Annotated in this window: 14 protein-coding genes; 7 read left to right on the top strand and 7 right to left on the bottom strand. The window is 40.8% G+C overall.

Features of this window, described 5'->3' with window-relative positions; all coding sequences use genetic code 11:
• Positions 1-122 precede the first annotated feature (122 nt).
• Positions 123-371: a GIY-YIG nuclease family protein gene (locus AACZ73_RS11385; RefSeq protein ID WP_339877916.1), complete on the top strand. Its 249-nt coding sequence runs from the start codon at positions 123-125 to the stop codon at positions 369-371.
• A gap of 928 nt (positions 372-1,299) precedes the next feature.
• On the opposite strand, the gene AACZ73_RS11380 is transcribed toward AACZ73_RS11385, so the two are convergent.
• From AACZ73_RS11380 to AACZ73_RS11365, 4 genes are read right to left on the bottom strand one after another with little or no spacing between them, the layout of a single operon-like run.
• Positions 1,300-2,040, bottom strand: coding sequence for a DUF1080 domain-containing protein (locus tag AACZ73_RS11380; protein ID WP_339877914.1), 741 nt, complete (start codon positions 2,038-2,040; stop codon positions 1,300-1,302).
• A 1-nt stretch (position 2,041) separates the two neighbouring features.
• Positions 2,042-2,473, bottom strand: a complete 432-nt coding sequence (locus AACZ73_RS11375; protein WP_339877913.1) for a c-type cytochrome — start codon at positions 2,471-2,473, stop codon at positions 2,042-2,044.
• Between the two features lie 25 nt (positions 2,474-2,498).
• Positions 2,499-3,551 (bottom strand): sugar phosphate isomerase/epimerase, encoded by a 1,053-nt coding sequence (locus tag AACZ73_RS11370; protein ID WP_339877912.1) that lies wholly within the window; start codon positions 3,549-3,551, stop codon positions 2,499-2,501.
• 32 nt (positions 3,552-3,583) lie between these two features.
• Positions 3,584-4,753, bottom strand: a complete 1,170-nt coding sequence (locus AACZ73_RS11365) for a Gfo/Idh/MocA family oxidoreductase (protein WP_339877911.1) — start codon at positions 4,751-4,753, stop codon at positions 3,584-3,586.
• Positions 4,754-5,003: 250 nt separating this feature from the next.
• On the opposite strand from AACZ73_RS11365, the gene AACZ73_RS11360 reads away from it, so the two are divergent.
• The 5 genes from AACZ73_RS11360 to AACZ73_RS11340 are packed head-to-tail and all read left to right on the top strand — an operon-like array spanning position 5,004 to position 10,330.
• Positions 5,004-6,254 (top strand): nucleoside permease, encoded by a 1,251-nt coding sequence (locus AACZ73_RS11360; RefSeq protein ID WP_339877910.1) that lies wholly within the window; start codon positions 5,004-5,006, stop codon positions 6,252-6,254.
• Complete coding sequence (locus AACZ73_RS11355; RefSeq protein WP_339877908.1) at positions 6,238-7,116, top strand: TIM barrel protein; 879 nt, start codon at positions 6,238-6,240, stop codon at positions 7,114-7,116. The genes AACZ73_RS11360 and AACZ73_RS11355 overlap by 17 nt, the downstream gene beginning before the upstream one ends.
• Positions 7,117-7,146: 30 nt before the next feature.
• The gene (locus tag AACZ73_RS11350) at positions 7,147-8,826 is read left to right on the top strand and encodes a GMC family oxidoreductase (RefSeq protein WP_339877907.1); all 1,680 of its coding nucleotides are present in this window, start codon (positions 7,147-7,149) and stop codon (positions 8,824-8,826) included.
• A gap of 17 nt (positions 8,827-8,843) precedes the next feature.
• Positions 8,844-9,404 (top strand): gluconate 2-dehydrogenase subunit 3 family protein, encoded by a 561-nt coding sequence (locus AACZ73_RS11345; protein WP_339877906.1) that lies wholly within the window; start codon positions 8,844-8,846, stop codon positions 9,402-9,404.
• Positions 9,405-9,457: 53 nt separating this feature from the next.
• The gene (locus AACZ73_RS11340; protein ID WP_339877905.1) at positions 9,458-10,330 is read left to right on the top strand and encodes a sugar phosphate isomerase/epimerase; all 873 of its coding nucleotides are present in this window, start codon (positions 9,458-9,460) and stop codon (positions 10,328-10,330) included.
• A 1-nt stretch (position 10,331) separates the two neighbouring features.
• On the opposite strand, the gene AACZ73_RS11335 is transcribed toward AACZ73_RS11340, so the two are convergent.
• Entirely contained in the window at positions 10,332-10,973 is a 642-nt protein-coding gene (locus AACZ73_RS11335; RefSeq protein ID WP_339877903.1) for an MCP four helix bundle domain-containing protein, read from the bottom strand.
• Positions 10,974-11,101: 128 nt separating this feature from the next.
• A complete protein-coding gene (locus AACZ73_RS11330) occupies positions 11,102-11,896 on the bottom strand; it encodes a glycoside hydrolase family 16 protein (RefSeq protein ID WP_339877901.1) in 795 nt (264 codons plus the stop codon).
• 179 nt (positions 11,897-12,075) lie between these two features.
• Between AACZ73_RS11330 and AACZ73_RS11325 the strand changes: the two genes are divergently transcribed.
• Positions 12,076-13,239, top strand: a complete 1,164-nt coding sequence (locus AACZ73_RS11325) for a homogentisate 1,2-dioxygenase (RefSeq protein ID WP_339877899.1) — start codon at positions 12,076-12,078, stop codon at positions 13,237-13,239.
• A 230-nt stretch (positions 13,240-13,469) separates the two neighbouring features.
• Here the strand turns inward: AACZ73_RS11325 and pafA are convergent, their stop codons facing one another.
• Positions 13,470-15,104 (bottom strand): alkaline phosphatase PafA, encoded by a 1,635-nt coding sequence (gene pafA / locus AACZ73_RS11320; protein WP_339877897.1) that lies wholly within the window; start codon positions 15,102-15,104, stop codon positions 13,470-13,472.
• Positions 15,105-15,237 lie beyond the last annotated feature (133 nt).

The following is a 15,237-nucleotide window of genomic DNA, read 5'->3' as shown; positions in this document are numbered from 1 at the left end:
CTCGGTTCAGTAGAGCATCCCGATATTAATCGGGAGGGTCCTGGGTTCGAGCCCCAGCGGGATCACAAGAAAGCAGTCCAAACGGGCTGCTTTTCTTATTTTTAGGCAATACAATTCTTCGTATGGCTACTCTTTATATTCTATTTTCTGAAAAGCTTAACAAATACTATGTTGGTGCCTGCACGAATCTGGAGAGGCGCTTATATGAGCATAATATTGGGCATTCTAAATTCACTTCCGCTGGTATTCCTTGGATCCTAGTTTATCAGAAAACATTCGAAGATTTACAAGCTGCCAAGGGTAGGGAACTTCAAATAAAAAAGATGAAGTCGAGAAAATATATTGAAAATTTAGTTAGCTCGGTTCAGTAGAGCATCCCGATATTAATCGGGAGGGTCCTGGGTTCGAGCCCCGGCGGGATCACAAGAAAGCAGTCCAAATGGGCTGCTTTTCTTATTTTTAGGCAATACAATTCTTCGTATGGCTACTCTTTATATTCTATTTTCTGAAAAGCTTAACAAATACTATGTTGGTGCCTGCACGAATCTGGAGAGGCGCTTATATAAGCATCAAATTTGACACTCCAAATTCACTTCCACTGGGATTCCTTGGATCCTAGTTTATCAGAAAACATTCGAAGCTTTACAAGCTGCCAAGGGTAGGGAACTTCAGATCAAAAAAATGAAGTCGAGAAAATATATTGAAAATTTAGTTAGTTCGGTTCATTAGAGCATCCCGATATTAATCGGGAGGGTCCTGGGTTCGAGCCCCGGCGGGATCACAAGAAAGCAGTCCAAATGGGCTGCTTTTCTTATTTTTAGGCAATACAATTCTTCGTATGGCTACTCTTTATATTCTATTTTCTGAAAAGCTTAACAAATACTATGTTGGTGCCTGCACGAATCTGGAGAGGCGCTTATATAAGCATCAAATTTGACACTCCAAATTCACTTCCACTGGGATTCCTTGGATCCTAGTTTATCAGAAAACATTCGAAGCTTTACAAGCTGCCAAGGGTAGGGAACTTCAGATCAAAAAAATGAAGTCGAGAAAATATATTGAAAATTTAGTTAGTTCGGTTCAGTAGAACATCCCGATATTAATCGGAAGGGTCCTGAGTCGAGCCCCGGCGGGATCACAAGAAAGCAGTCCAATTGGGCTGCTTTTCTTATTTTTAGGCATTTGGTGTTCTTGTTAATAAGAATTCATTACTCCAAAAAATTTAATCTTGAGGGGAAAAAAATACCCCCATCAAGCTATTTACCTAATGGGGGCATGATATTAATATGCTTTGAAGGCTTAAAGCTTCTTAATCATTACATTTTTAAAATACACTAGATCTCCATGGTCTTGAAGTGTAATGCTACCTTTTTTGAAGGTACCCCAATTAGGCATGTCTTTGAATTTGCTATCAGCGATCAAAGCTTCCCACTCTGGAGTCCAAAGCGTAGTGCTCACCACAGTAGTTCCGTTTAAAATGAGGTCAAGCTTTCCATTGTTAGCTATGATCTCCGCAGAGTTCCACTCGCCATAAGGCTTGGCCGTTTCCTTACTGCTTACGATCAAATCATACAGGTCTCCAGCTCTATGACTAACTATCTTTGCATCGGGATGTCCTTCGTTGTCCAATACTTGCATTTCCAAACCAGTGTAGTAAGACTGCTCGTATTCTGGTCCTTCATGTGTATAGAAGATGACACCACTATTACCGTTTTGAGAGATTTTCCAGTCGTATTTTAAGTGGAAATTCTCGTATTCTTCATTGGTGGTGATATCACCTCCAGCTCCTTTTTCCCAGTTTTCTTTGTTTTCTGCATCAAGATAGACTTCGCCATTCTCGATTTTCCAAGCATTACCAACTTCTCCACCACCGTATTTGTGCCAGTTGGAGAAATCGTTGTTAGCAAACAAATCAGTCCACTCTTCAGCTGGAGTTTCAGTCACAGTTACTTCTTCAGTTTCCGTTTCAATTGCTTTCTCACCTGAGCATGAAGCTAAAATTCCAGCCAATGCTGCGATGAGGATATAATTTTTTTTCATCTTATTTTTTCAATAATAAAACATAAGCTACCATATCCTTAGCATCTTCTAGGCTCAACGCAGGGTGTGGAGGCATTGGTATTTCACCCCATACACCTACTCCACCTGCAATTACTTTCTCAGCAAGCATGGTGATATTCTCATCAGTAGTTTCATACTTTGCGGCCACGTCAGCATAGGAAGGTCCTACGATCTTTCTCTCTACCATGTGGCAAGAAGTACAATCAGAGGTTTTTAGCTTTGCCAATCCTTTGATGTAGATAGGATCGTCCTGATATTTCTCTTCCAGGCTGATTTCCTTTTCAGGAGCTGCAGCAGGAGTTTCGACTGCCGGTGCTGAAGTAGTTTCAGTGGTTTTTTCCCCTCCACCGCAAGCGAAGGTAAAGCCTGCAAGAGCTACTATTGCAAGGTTTAAAGGTTTCGTGATTTTCATTGAGTTGGATATTAAAATTGAGTAATTAAATTCCTAGTATTTTTTTGTTGAATTCTTCGTCAGCACCTCTGCCGGCAAAGTCGTCAAATGCTTTTTCTGTTACATTGATGATGTGCGAAGCAATAAATGGAGCGCCTTCTGCGGCTCCTTGTTCTGGATGCTTGATAGCACATTCCCATTCTAAAACGGCCCATCCGTCGTAATCATATTGCGAAAGTTTGCTAAAAATTCCGCTAAAATCAACTTGACCATCACCCAAAGATCTGAAACGACCTGCACGCTCTACCCAGCCTTGGTATCCGCCGTATACACCTTGTTTTCCCGTTGGGTTAAATTCTGCATCTTTCACATGGAACATTTTGATTCTTTCATGGTAAAAATCAATGAATTGTAGGTAATCCAGGCATTGTAACACAAAATGACTTGGGTCATAAAGAATATTAGCACGCTTATGATTATTGACTTTATCTAGAAACATTTCAAATGTTACACCGTCGTGTAAATCTTCACCAGGATGAAGCTCATAGCACAGGTCTACACCATATTTATCAAATTCGTCAAGAATAGGGGTCCATCTTTTCGCTAATTCAGTAAATCCAGTTTCAACCAATCCTGCAGGTCTCTGAGGCCATGGATATACTGTATGCCACATCAATGCTCCGGAGAAAGTTGCATGTGCTGATAATCCCAGGTTTTGAGAGGCTTTCGCTGCATATTTCAATTGCTGCACAGCCCAGTCAGCTTTGCCTTGAAGGTTTCCTTTGAGACTGTCAGGAGCAAAGCCGTCAAATAATTCATTATATGCTGGGTGAACGGCAACCAATTGTCCCTGAAGGTGAGTGGAAAGTTCGGTGATCTGCAAGCCAGCTTCTTCTACGGTACCTTTGATTTCATCAGCGTAAGTTTTGCTTTCTGCTGCTTTTTGTAAATCCATCATTCTGCCATCCCATGAAGGAATCTGAACTCCGGCATAGCCAAGATCAGCCATGTATTTACAAATGTTTTTCAGGTTATTAAATGGTTCTGCATCATCAATAAACTGTGCGAGAAAAATCGCAGGGCCTTTAATTGTTTTCATTTTACTTAGGTTAAAATATTAGGTTCAAGAATTTATTTTTCTACCACAAATGGAGTCCATTTGATATCGGACTCATTACTTTTCAAAACATGATCTATAAAAGCCATTCCTCTTAATCCATCTTCTATGCCAGGGTAATCTTCCCATTCCGGTTTTGGCACCTCTCCAGCTCGCTCTGCATAGATACATCTTGCGAAATTTCTATACAAGTTTGCGAAAGCCTCCACATATCCTTCCGGGTGTCCTGCTGGAGTACGGGTATTTTCATTCGCCAAGGAGCCTAAATAGCCTGTGCCTGCTCTTAAGATCTGAGCCGGAGCATCTGGCCAGCGGACAATAAGGGTGTTATTTAATTCTTGTTGCCATTCCAACCCTCCTTTTTCCCCATACACACGGATTCGAAGGTTGTTTTCTGCTCCAGTGTCTGTTTGAGAGGCAGTAAGTACTCCGGAAGCTCCGTTTTCAAATCTCATCAATACCACACCATCGTCATCTATCGGTCTTCCTTCTACTTTGATGTAAAGATCTGCGCAGACTGAGGCAACTTTCTCTCCTGAGACATACTCTGCCAGATGGAATGCGTGCGTGCCAATATCCCCCATACATCCGGCCAAACCATTTCTTTTCGGATCGGTTCGCCATTCTGCTTGTTTGTTGTTTTCGGATTCAAGAAGTTTCCAAAGCCAACCCTGAGAGTATTCCACATAAACTTTCCTCACTTTACCAATTTCACCTTTTGCGATCATCTGCTTGGCTTGCTTGATCATAGGATAGCCAGAATATGTATGTGTCAACAGGAAACGCTTATTTGAAGCTTTCACAATAGGATAGAGCTCTTTCGCTTCATCGTAATTTAGGGTAAGTGGCTTGTCCAAGGCTACGTGAAAACCATATTTTAATGCCTTGACTGTTGGGTCAAAATGCACATTATTAGGAGTTACGATCGCTACCACATCCATCCGTTCAGATTCGGGAAGTTCCAGTTCTTTCGCAAACATCTCGTCGTAATTGGCATAGACACGAGACGGATCCAGCATAAGTTCTTTGCCTCTTTGCTTTGATTTTTCGGGATTTGAGCTGAATGCTCCGGCTACCAATTCGAACATTCCGTCCATTAGGGCTCCATTCAGATGTATTGCTCCGATAAATGACCCTGGGCCTCCGCCTATAAGTCCGAGTTTGAGTTTTTGAGATGATGACATGGATAAAACTTTATATTCAGATTTAATAGCATGAAATAATTGAATCCGAGTGTAAAAACCTTCTCACTTCGATCAAAATCATGGAATAATTTACTAGTAGCTGAATCAGGGTATGAGTGGCTCTCACTATATTAATGTTGTGCTTACTTTTCGAAAAGACATTTGAATTGCCTAAAATACTTCAAATTGACTAAATTTTAAACTTTGCTGAATCTTTAAAACAAGGCTTTTACAATACATTTTAAGATATATGAATATCAATACTAAGCTCCGACTTTCCTTTATGATGTTCTTGGAGTTTTTTATCTGGAGCTCCTGGTTTGTGACTATGGGTACATTTTTGGGATCAAATCTGCTGGCAAAGGATCAGGATATATCGCTGGCTTTTTCCACTCAATCATTTGGGGCAATTATAGCTCCATTTGTGGTGGGGTTGATCGCTGACCGTTATTTTCATGCGCAGCGTATTCTTGGCGTGATTCATCTCTTGGGCGCAGGGCTGATGTATATGCTATACAATACCTCCAATTTTGCAAGGTTCTTTCCCATCCTGCTTGTATACATGATCCTGTTTATGCCCACGCTTGCTTTGGTAAATTCCATATCATTCAATCAAATGAAGGATCCTGCGAAGGAATTTTCCGGTATCCGCGTTTGGGGAACACTGGGGTGGATTACTGCTGGTATCTTGATAAGTTACCTAGCATGGGATAGTCAAGATGGCCTGAAGGAAGGTTTATTAAAAAACACCTGGCTGATGGCATCTTTTAGTTCTCTGGTGCTAGGAATGTTTAGTTTTACGCTTCCTCAAACTCCTCCTCAAGCTAAGACTGGAGGGGATTTTAAACTTACTGAAGTATTAGGTTTAGATGCTTTAGGGTTACTCAAGCATAAAAATTATGCGGTTTTCTTTATTTCTTCTATTCTGATCTGTATTCCTCTGGCATTTTACTATCAAAATACAAGTCCTTTCCTTACAGAAATAGGTTTAGCCAATTCCACAGGGAAAATGGCATTGGGGCAAGTTTCAGAAGTTGTCTTTATGCTGGCGCTACCTATCTTCTTTTCCAAGTTTGGGATTAAAAAGACTTTGATTGTAGCGATGCTTGCCTGGGCGATTCGCTATGCTTTCTTTGCTTATGGCGATGCTGATGAAGGAGTATGGATGCTGCTGGTCGGTATAGCATTGCATGGGGTCTGCTATGATTTTTTCTTTGTAAGTGGGCAGATATACACAGATTTTCATGCAGGAGCAAAATACAAATCCTCGGCACAGGGACTGATCACTTTGGCGACATATGGAGTAGGGATGCTGATAGGCTTTTGGGCGGCGGGATTGATCTCAGAATATTACACAAATGTTGACGGCGCTCATCTTTGGAAATCAATTTGGTTAATTCCCGCTGGTATTTCTCTTTTGGTTTTGTTACTTTTCATCGCCCTTTTCAAAAAGGAGAAAATAAATTCAACTCAATTAGACCCACATGACCAAACCTATTGACAATGGAAGAAGAGATTCTTTTAAGAAAGTCTTGCTAGGTGGTGCTGCATTCAGTGCCCTTTCATCTTTTGATATCAAAAAAGAAAAACCTTACGAATTGAAAGGAAATATAAACCACGGTGTTTGTCACTGGTGTTTCAGAGATTATAGTCTTGAAGATTTTTGTGTAGAAGCCAAAAAAGTGGGTATTAAGGGAATTGACTTGATAGGACCTAGCAATTGGCACATTCTCAAGGAGCACGGGCTTGATTCATCCATGTGTAACGGAGCTGAGATCAGCCTTACAGAAGGTTTTGGTGAGGTTCAATACCACGATCAATTAATAAAAAATTATACAGAAGTTATCCCGCAAGTAGCGGAGGCAGGTTACAAAAACCTCATATGTTTTTCAGGAAATAGAAGGGGAATGGATGATGAAACAGGATTAAAAAACTGTGTAATAGGTTTGGAGAAAATCATTCCACTAGCTGAGAAACACGGCGTCATCCTTCAGATGGAGCTTCTTAACAGTCGGGTTAATCACCCGGATTACCTGTGTGATAAATCTGCCTTTGGTGTGGAACTATGCAAAAGGCTGGGTAGTGAAAACTTCAAACTGCTTTTCGACATCTATCACATGCAGATAGATGAAGGAGATCTTATCCGAAGTGTGCAGGATAACCATCAGTATTTTGGACATTATCACACTGCTGGAAATCCGGGTAGAAATGAATTGGACGATACACAGGAGATATATTACCCTGCACTTATGAAAGCTATAGTCGCTACAGGTTTCAAAGGCTATGTTTCACATGAGTTCATTCCTAAGGGGGATGATAAAATAGCTGCATTAGCTCAGGGAGTTCAGATCTGCGATGTCTAAATAAAACTATAATTAATAAAAACCATATATATGGCAAATGAAGCATACGACGCAATTGTAGTTGGGTCAGGAATAAGCGGCGGATGGGCAGCTAAAGAATTAACAGAAAAGGGTTTGAAAGTGCTGATGCTCGAAAGAGGACCAATGGTAGAACATGTGACTGATTATAAATCTGCCACACTTCCACCCTGGGAAGTCCCACATAGAGGGAGAAGAACTCAGGAACAATTGGAAAATCACCCAAACCTTAGAAGGGACTATGTTCTGAATGAGCTAAACCTTGACTGGTGGGCACATGAAGATGAATCTCCTTATGTAGAGGAAAAGCCATTTACTTGGTTTAGAGGATATCAAGTTGGGGGTCGTTCGCTTTTGTGGGGAAGGCAGTCCTACCGTTGGTCAGATATTGATTTCGAAGGAAACGCCAAAGAGGGCGTTGCAGTTGATTGGCCTATACGTTATAAGGATATTGCCCCTTGGTATTCTTATGTGGAGAAATTCATAGGTGTTTCGGGTTCCAAAGAAGGGTTGGATGTACTTCCTGATGGAGAGTTTATGCCTCCTATGCCTATGAACTGTGTGGAAGTAGATGGCGCAGCAAAAATAAAGGAACATTACAAAGGTGCAAGAACATGGACAATTGGTCGTCCGGCAAACATCACTCAGCCACTTCCAGGCAGACCAGGCTGTCAATACAGAAATAAATGTTCACTTGGCTGTCCATTCGGTGGATATTTTAGTACTCAAGCTTCCACTTTACCTGCTGCCAAGGCGACTGGTAATCTTACACTCCGCCCATGGTCTATTGTTAGAAAATTGATTTATGATAAAGACACTAAGAAAGCAACTGGAGTAGAGGTACTTGATGCGGAGACAAATCAAACGGTAGTGTACGATGCAAAAATTGTCTTCCTATGTGCTTCCGCTTTCAATTCTACAGCTATTCTAATGCGTACTGCTACAGATGTATGGCCTGGTGGATTGGGAAGTAGCTCTGGAGAGTTGGGGCATAATGTAATGGACCACCATTTCCGCCTAGGCGCAAGTGGCACAATGGAAGGATACGATGATAAATATTATTTCGGAAGAAGACCAACGGGACTTTATATTCCTAGATTCCGAAATGTAAATGGTGATAAGAGAGACTACCTACGAGGATTCGGGTATCAGGGTGGAGCCAGTCGCAGTGGATGGACACGAGACGTGGCAGAATTGAACTTTGGTGCTCCGATGAAAGATGCATTGACCAAACCAGGACCTTGGTCTATGGGAATAACAGCTTTTGGTGAAATTTTACCATACCATGAAAACACTATCAAACTTAGCGATACATTGAAAGATAAGTGGGGGATGGAGGCTTTGGTGATGAATGCTGAAATTAAGGACAATGAAATCAAGATGCGCAAGGATATGATGGCTGATGCTGCCGAAATGCTGGAAGTAGCAGGCTTTAAAAACATCAATGAGTACGATGCAGGATATACTTTCGGACAGGGAATCCACGAAATGGGTACCGCCCGTATGGGACGTGATCCCAAGACGTCTGTCTTGAATGAAAATAACCAGGTATGGGAAGCTAAAAATGTATTTGTGACTGACGGAGCATGTATGACCTCAGCTTCTGCGGTGAATCCTTCACTTACTTATATGGCTTTGACAGCAAGAGCGGCAGCGTTCGCAGTAGATGAATTAAAAAAGCAAAATCTCTAATCGTAAAAGACAAGACTATGACTATGAATAGAAGAGACGCTTTGAAAAGCGTCATGGTAATGATGGGAGGTACAATGATTGGCGCTACGGCGATTATGACAGGTTGTACTCCAGAAAACCAAATAGAGGGATTAGATTTTGATCCAGATGATATTGCTTTCTTGGATGAATTGGGAGATACTATTATTCCAGAGACTGATACTCCAGGCGCCAAAGCGGCAGGCATTGGGTCATTTATGGTAATGATGGTAAAGGACACTTATGATGCAGATAGTCAAAAAGCTTTCGTTGACGGCGTAAACAAACTCGGAAAAGACTTCAAATCCGCTAATGGAAAAGCTTTCGTAGGTGCACCAGCAGAAGAAAGACTAGCATTTTTGAACGGAATGTATGAAGAGTACAAATCCAGTGGCGACAAGCGAGAGCCTCAGGTGATTAATATGCTGAAAGATCTTACTGTTTTAGGATATTTCTCCTCAGAAATCGGAGCTACTCAAGCCTTAAATTACATCGAGGTACCGGGAAGATTTGATCCGTGTATTCCTTATAATGGCGAAAGAAATTACGCAATCTCATAAAAACTCAACCTTATAATTAAAGCCTGCTCGTAACTGAGCAGGCTATCCTATTTATGAATAAACAAAGAAGAAAATTTCTGCAGATTGGAAGTATGCTTGGAGTCGGAGCAGCTTTGTTCCCATTTGAAATTGCATCTGCAAATTCATTGGGTTTAGCTAAGCTTTCAAAATTTGGACTTCAGCTTTACTCTGTAAAAGAAGAAATGGCAAAAGATGCTGCAGGTACCATGCGCAAATTAGCAGGGTTTGGATACAAGCAGTTTGAAGGATTTGACGGTGGCAAAGGAATACTCTGGGGAATGCAGCCAGCGGAATGTAATAGCCTTATGAGTGATATCGGTGTTGATTTTATTTCTTCCCATGCCAATGTATTCAAAGATCTGGATGCTCAAGCCGAGCAAGCTGCAGAAGTAGGAATGAAATATCTTATATGTCCTTACATAGGAGCACAAAAATCAGTGGATGAATGGAAGGTAGTAGCTGAAAAGTTTAATGCCGCCGGCGAAACACTTAAGTCACACGGATTAAAGTTTGCCTATCATAATCACGACTATACTTTCAAAATGCTTGACGGACAATTGCCTCAGGATATTTTGATGGAAAATACTGATCCAGAGTTGGTGGATTTTGAATTAGACATGTATTGGGCATTTGTGGCTGGATATGATCCTTTAGAATATGTCGCCAAATTTCCGGGAAGGTTCAAGCTTTGTCATGTGAAGGATGCGGAAGCAGCTGGAAGCAATAATGCGCACGATCGTGGTGTCTTATTGGGAACGGGAGAAATGTCCTACGCAAACATTATCAAGAAATCCAAGAAGTACGGAATGGAGTATTTCGTCGTAGAGCAAGAGCGATTCGAAGGTACAAACCCTTTGGAAGCTGCAGAGAAAAACGCAGCTTATTTAGCCAAGCTAAAGGTTTAAATTAAGTAAAGACCTTCTTATTCCTAAAGAGAATAAAATATAAGGATAGTCCTAATATAATCAGCAAAGCCACTTCAAATTGAGACCAGATCTGGGAGCGATTAATAATGATGTTGGCTTTGTTGATTAATTTCTCTCCTTCTTCAAGTTGAATTTTGCTCAAATTATCCAAGTCGCGCTGCGCAATGCTGATTTTTTGATCATATAGTTGTACCTGGCTTTTATTGATACCTGAGGAATCAGAATAGAGTAGACTATAATTTTTTATCTGTAGGTCATTTTCGATGATCGCACTGAAATCAGCTAAATACACTGCTTCCTGATTTGTAAGGTTTGTCTGCTCAAAATCATCCACGATATCTTTTATTTCGAGTTCGTGATTGGCTATCTCTTCCACCACTCTTGAGTAATCATAGTTGATATTGCAATGATCAACTAGTTTTTGGATTTTAAATAAGTTCTCGGATATTCTGAAAATATATCCTTCTACCACAAGCCGATCATTATAGACTTCGGTAAATGTACTGCTGATACTTTTGAAAGCTTGACGCTCTGTCAAATTCTTGCCGTAAAATAGAAGCATCAACAGACCTATGATCACAAGTGCAGTTATTTTCCTGCGCCTAGCGTTATTTTCTCTCATGGATATAAATTTGGGATGAATGTATTTTCACCAGTTTAATAATTACTTGCCGACTTCACAAAGATTCCTAAAACTAAAGGAGAAAGTCCATTTAAAATACAATTCGCTAATTAAAAAAGTAAGCTCAATCAGAGTTGTTCGGGTTTTCTGTCATATACCCTTACATAATCTACTTCCATTCGCTGTGGCCAAATGTCACTTGCAACACCTTGCTGACCTCCCCATCCACCGCCCACAGCAATGTTTAAAATCAGATGGAAAGTCTGATCAAATGGCCATTCTTTATAGTCATTGCCAGTGTTTTCAAAAGTGAAATAAACATGACCGTCAATCAGGAAGTCGATTTTGTCAGCGGTCCAATCTATGGCATAGGTATGGAACCTCATATTAAAATCAGACACTTGCATAAAGCCTCCTTTTTGAGTGCCGATTGAGTGATTGAATGCCTCTGTATGCACAGTTCCATGAACTTTTCCGGGGTCATAACCTACATGTTCCATGATGTCAATTTCCCCGTTTTTGGGCCAGCCGCCATGTAGATTCTCCTCAGGAAGCATCCATATGGCAGGCCATGTGCCACGGCCTTCCGGCAATTTTGCTTTGACTTCTATGTAACCATATTGCCAAGACGCTTTCCCTCGAGTAAGTAGTCGGGCAGAAGTGTAGCCTTTTGGATGGGATGTGTCAGCATGTGCTTCGATGATCAATTTTCCATTTTCAACTCGCGCATTTTTCAGGTCATTCTTGGAATAATATTGCAGTTCATCATTTCCCCACCCATGATCTCCTACATCGTAAGTCCATTTTTCCGGATCGGGTAATCCATCTTCTGTGAACTCATCAGCCCATATTAACTGAGCTTCCTGGGCGAATGAAATATTTATAATTAAGAGAAAGAGTAAAATCGGAAGTGTGGTTTTCATTTTGGGTTAGTCTGACAATTTGCTTTGCAAATTACTAGTTAGAGATGGTATAAAACTATATCATAGCGATTTAGTCAACCTTTTTAAAATTAAAAGATCAAGAGAGCCATTTTTCTTAAATAGGAGTAATCCTTTTGGGAGAATGATTAAATTTAACTTAAGAAATAAACCCAAAATACATGGCATATTATCATAGAATGGGAGATATTCCTCCTAAAAGGCATACCCAGTTCAGACAGCCCGACGGATCACTTTACAAAGAAGAAGTGGTTAGCTCAAAGGGCTTTTCTGGCATTTATTCCACCCTTTATCATATCCATAATCCCAATGAAGTAAAGTCAATAGGCGAACCTAAACCCTTTTCCTGGAAGGAAGCAAACGAACATGGGTTGCGGCAGACACATTTGAAAACTTCCAATGTGATGTTCACCGGTGTAGATTACCTTTCTGCGAGAAAAAATCTAATGATGAACTCTGATGTTATGATGGGGATTTGCTCTCCTAGAGATCGGAAAATGGATTATTATTTCAAGAATGCTGATGGGGATGAATTGATATATGTGCACGATGGAGAAGGTGTGATGTATTCTCAATTTGGAAAGCTTAATGTGCACAAAGGTGATTATATAGTCATCCCACGTACTACGATTTATAGATTTGAATTTGAGGAAAAGGGACCTTTAAGACTGTTGATTATAGAATCTGTAGGAGCCATAGAGACTGTCAAGCGCTATAGGAATGAAGTGGGGCAATTGCTGGAACACTCGCCATACTGTGAGCGGGATATCCGGCCACCGCATGACATTCATGTAGAAAGAGAGAAAGGTGATTATCTCGTACAGATCAAAAAGCAGGGAATGCTTCATCAGTATTCCTACAGTCATAGCCCACTTGATATTGTGGGCTGGGATGGGTATTTATATCCTTATGCGCTTTCTATTTATGACTTCGAACCAATTACCGGAAGGATTCACCAACCGCCTCCAGTTCACCAGACATTTCAGGCTTGGGGATTTGTAGTTTGTTCTTTTGTCCCAAGATTATTTGATTATCATCCACTATCGATCCCAGCACCGTACAATCATTCGAACATTGATTCGGATGAGGTATTGTATTATGCTGAAGGGGAATTCATGAGCAGGAAGGGAATAGATCGGGGATCTTTTACTCTTCACATGGGCGGCTTGCCACATGGTCCACATCCTGGGACAGTGGAAAAATCAATAGGAGCAAAATCAACTGAAGAGTATGCCGTTATGCTGGATACCTTTAAATCCTTGCGGATTACGACTGACGCACTGGAATTTGTTGATGAAAATTATCCAATGAGTTGGACGGAGTAATGCACTTCTCACAAAGATTTATCACAAAAAAACCTCGATCAGCGAAGATCGAGGTTTTGATTTTATTACTTTTTATAACTTATATAAATCCGCTTTTCTACCAGCAAATAGATAAAAGCAATCTAGGATATGTTAAAATTCATTATTGAGGCCACTTCGGTCATCGGTCTTCTGACCAGATAAGCAGAGAATCTAAGGAGACTGGCATCATTGCCGATTATAATAATAACTTATTTCTTATCTGTTATCTCCAAAATTGGTTGACCCGTGGTGCCGTTTGGTAACTTGATATTCAGCATCATGGAAAGGGTAGGTGCGATGTCTGTGATAGTAGCATAGCGTGAGCTTTCTCCAGCAGGCACATTCCATCCATAAAACAGGATTGGGACGTTGGTGTCATAGGTAAATCCGGTACCATGAGATGTACCTGTTGCTCCACCGGTTAACCATCCTGGCTCGAGTATCATCAAAATATCTCCAGAAGCTTTGTGGTTATAGCCCATCTGAAGCCTCATTGCTCTTCCTTCAGTGAACTCCCTAGTACGCATGGCCGTACCCGTGTACACTTCTTTTATTCCATCAAATCTCAGTAAGAATTGGGCAATCTCATTTTCAAATAATTCCTGATTTATCTTCTTATCCTCAATTAGCTCGTGGTTAAGGAAGAGTTGGCCGTTAGAACTGTTCTTTATCCACTCCCCTTCCCCATATTTTGAAGCTATGAAGGTGAGAAGCTCAGCTCCAACTGCACTTGTACGGAGATTTCCCCCAGGTACATTTTCGCTAATCATATGAGTAGCTACTTCAGCCACGGCATGATCTGCAGATAGAAAAACTACATATTGATCTTTACCATATGTATCATCTAGGTAGTCTAGAAGCTTCTCTATATCTTGATCCAAACGGAGATAGGTGTCTTCGATTTCTTTAGACTGTGGCCCAAATCTATGTCCTACATAATCAGTGGATGAAAAGCTCAAAGCCAAGAAATCCGTTTCATCACCCATTCCCATTTTCTCTCCTTCAAGTGCTGCCAAAGCAAAGTCCAGAGTTATAGAATTGCCAAAAGGCGTAGAAGCAAGTAAACCAAATTGGCCATTTGTCTTTCTAAGCTCTGACAAATCATAAGGGAAAGTTGGAGTTTCTTTCCCTTCGAAAAGTCCCTCAAAAAGATTGTCATCTACCATACTAGCCTTGTAGGTTTCGATAGGATAAAGCGTATTCCAAGTTTCCGAAAGGTATTTATCCGCACCCTTTTTTGCATTGAAATCACTCACCCACTTAGGCAATTTCTCGTAGTAATAAGAGGATGTCATAAATTCTCCTGTACTGGAATCAAACCAATAGGCATCGCCAAGGTGACCTGCCGGAAGACTAGCGCCACGATCTTTGATTGCTACTCCTACTACTTTGGATCTCTTTTGAGTTGCAATTCTTAGCTCGTCAGTGATGGTCGTTGTAAGTAAATTTCTTGGGCTGATAAAGCCATTTTCTGCAGTTCCGCCGACGTTAGTTACGGTGGTGTCTTCTGCGCAATAAATCATTTTATCAGTGCTTTTTACATACCAATCATTACCGATAATTCCGTGTGTGGCTGGTGTCGTACCCGTATAAACTGAAGCATGGCCTGGTCCGGTATAAGTGGGGATGTAATTATAATGGCCGTTTTTCATCATAAAGCCATCTTTCATCATCCTTTTAAAACCTCCTTCAGAGTACCTATCCGCAAAGCGGTATAAATATTCCTGACGCATTTGATCGACGATAATTCCGACGACAAGTTTAGGTTTTTCAGCTTGTGACTGAGCGAATAAAGGGCCGGCAGCCAAAATAAAAAGCAAAAATACAATCCCGATTTTTCTCATGTTTTGATTTTTTTAAAGCCCAAAGATAAGGATATGCCTTTATCCGAGGATTAAGACTTTGTTAAATGGTTAAAACCGCAGACATTAGAACTCTCAAATCAACATGATCCTAATGAAATCGAATATGACTCAG

Origin of the sequence: uncultured Algoriphagus sp. (genome assembly GCF_963974835.1) — a bacterium.
Lineage (GTDB): Bacteria > Bacteroidota > Bacteroidia > Cytophagales > Cyclobacteriaceae > Algoriphagus.
This window is presented reverse-complemented; position numbering and strand designations above follow the sequence as displayed.

Excerpts from the sequence above, each read along its gene's own strand:
- AACZ73_RS11385 (WP_339877916.1), top strand. The coding sequence starts at position 123 with ATGGCTACTCTTTATATTCTATTTTCTGAAAAGCTTAACAAATACTAT.
- AACZ73_RS11380 (WP_339877914.1), bottom strand. The coding sequence starts at position 2,040 with ATGAAAAAAAATTATATCCTCATCGCAGCATTGGCTGGAATTTTAGCT.
- AACZ73_RS11375 (WP_339877913.1), bottom strand. The coding sequence starts at position 2,473 with ATGAAAATCACGAAACCTTTAAACCTTGCAATAGTAGCTCTTGCAGGC.
- AACZ73_RS11370 (WP_339877912.1), bottom strand. The coding sequence starts at position 3,551 with ATGAAAACAATTAAAGGCCCTGCGATTTTTCTCGCACAGTTTATTGAT.
- AACZ73_RS11365 (WP_339877911.1), bottom strand. The coding sequence starts at position 4,753 with ATGTCATCATCTCAAAAACTCAAACTCGGACTTATAGGCGGAGGCCCA.
- AACZ73_RS11360 (WP_339877910.1), top strand. The coding sequence starts at position 5,004 with ATGAATATCAATACTAAGCTCCGACTTTCCTTTATGATGTTCTTGGAG.
- AACZ73_RS11355 (WP_339877908.1), top strand. The coding sequence starts at position 6,238 with ATGACCAAACCTATTGACAATGGAAGAAGAGATTCTTTTAAGAAAGTC.
- AACZ73_RS11350 (WP_339877907.1), top strand. The coding sequence starts at position 7,147 with ATGGCAAATGAAGCATACGACGCAATTGTAGTTGGGTCAGGAATAAGC.
- AACZ73_RS11345 (WP_339877906.1), top strand. The coding sequence starts at position 8,844 with ATGACTATGAATAGAAGAGACGCTTTGAAAAGCGTCATGGTAATGATG.
- AACZ73_RS11340 (WP_339877905.1), top strand. The coding sequence starts at position 9,458 with ATGAATAAACAAAGAAGAAAATTTCTGCAGATTGGAAGTATGCTTGGA.
- AACZ73_RS11335 (WP_339877903.1), bottom strand. The coding sequence starts at position 10,973 with ATGAGAGAAAATAACGCTAGGCGCAGGAAAATAACTGCACTTGTGATC.
- AACZ73_RS11330 (WP_339877901.1), bottom strand. The coding sequence starts at position 11,896 with ATGAAAACCACACTTCCGATTTTACTCTTTCTCTTAATTATAAATATT.
- AACZ73_RS11325 (WP_339877899.1), top strand. The coding sequence starts at position 12,076 with ATGGCATATTATCATAGAATGGGAGATATTCCTCCTAAAAGGCATACC.
- pafA (WP_339877897.1), bottom strand. The coding sequence starts at position 15,104 with ATGAGAAAAATCGGGATTGTATTTTTGCTTTTTATTTTGGCTGCCGGC.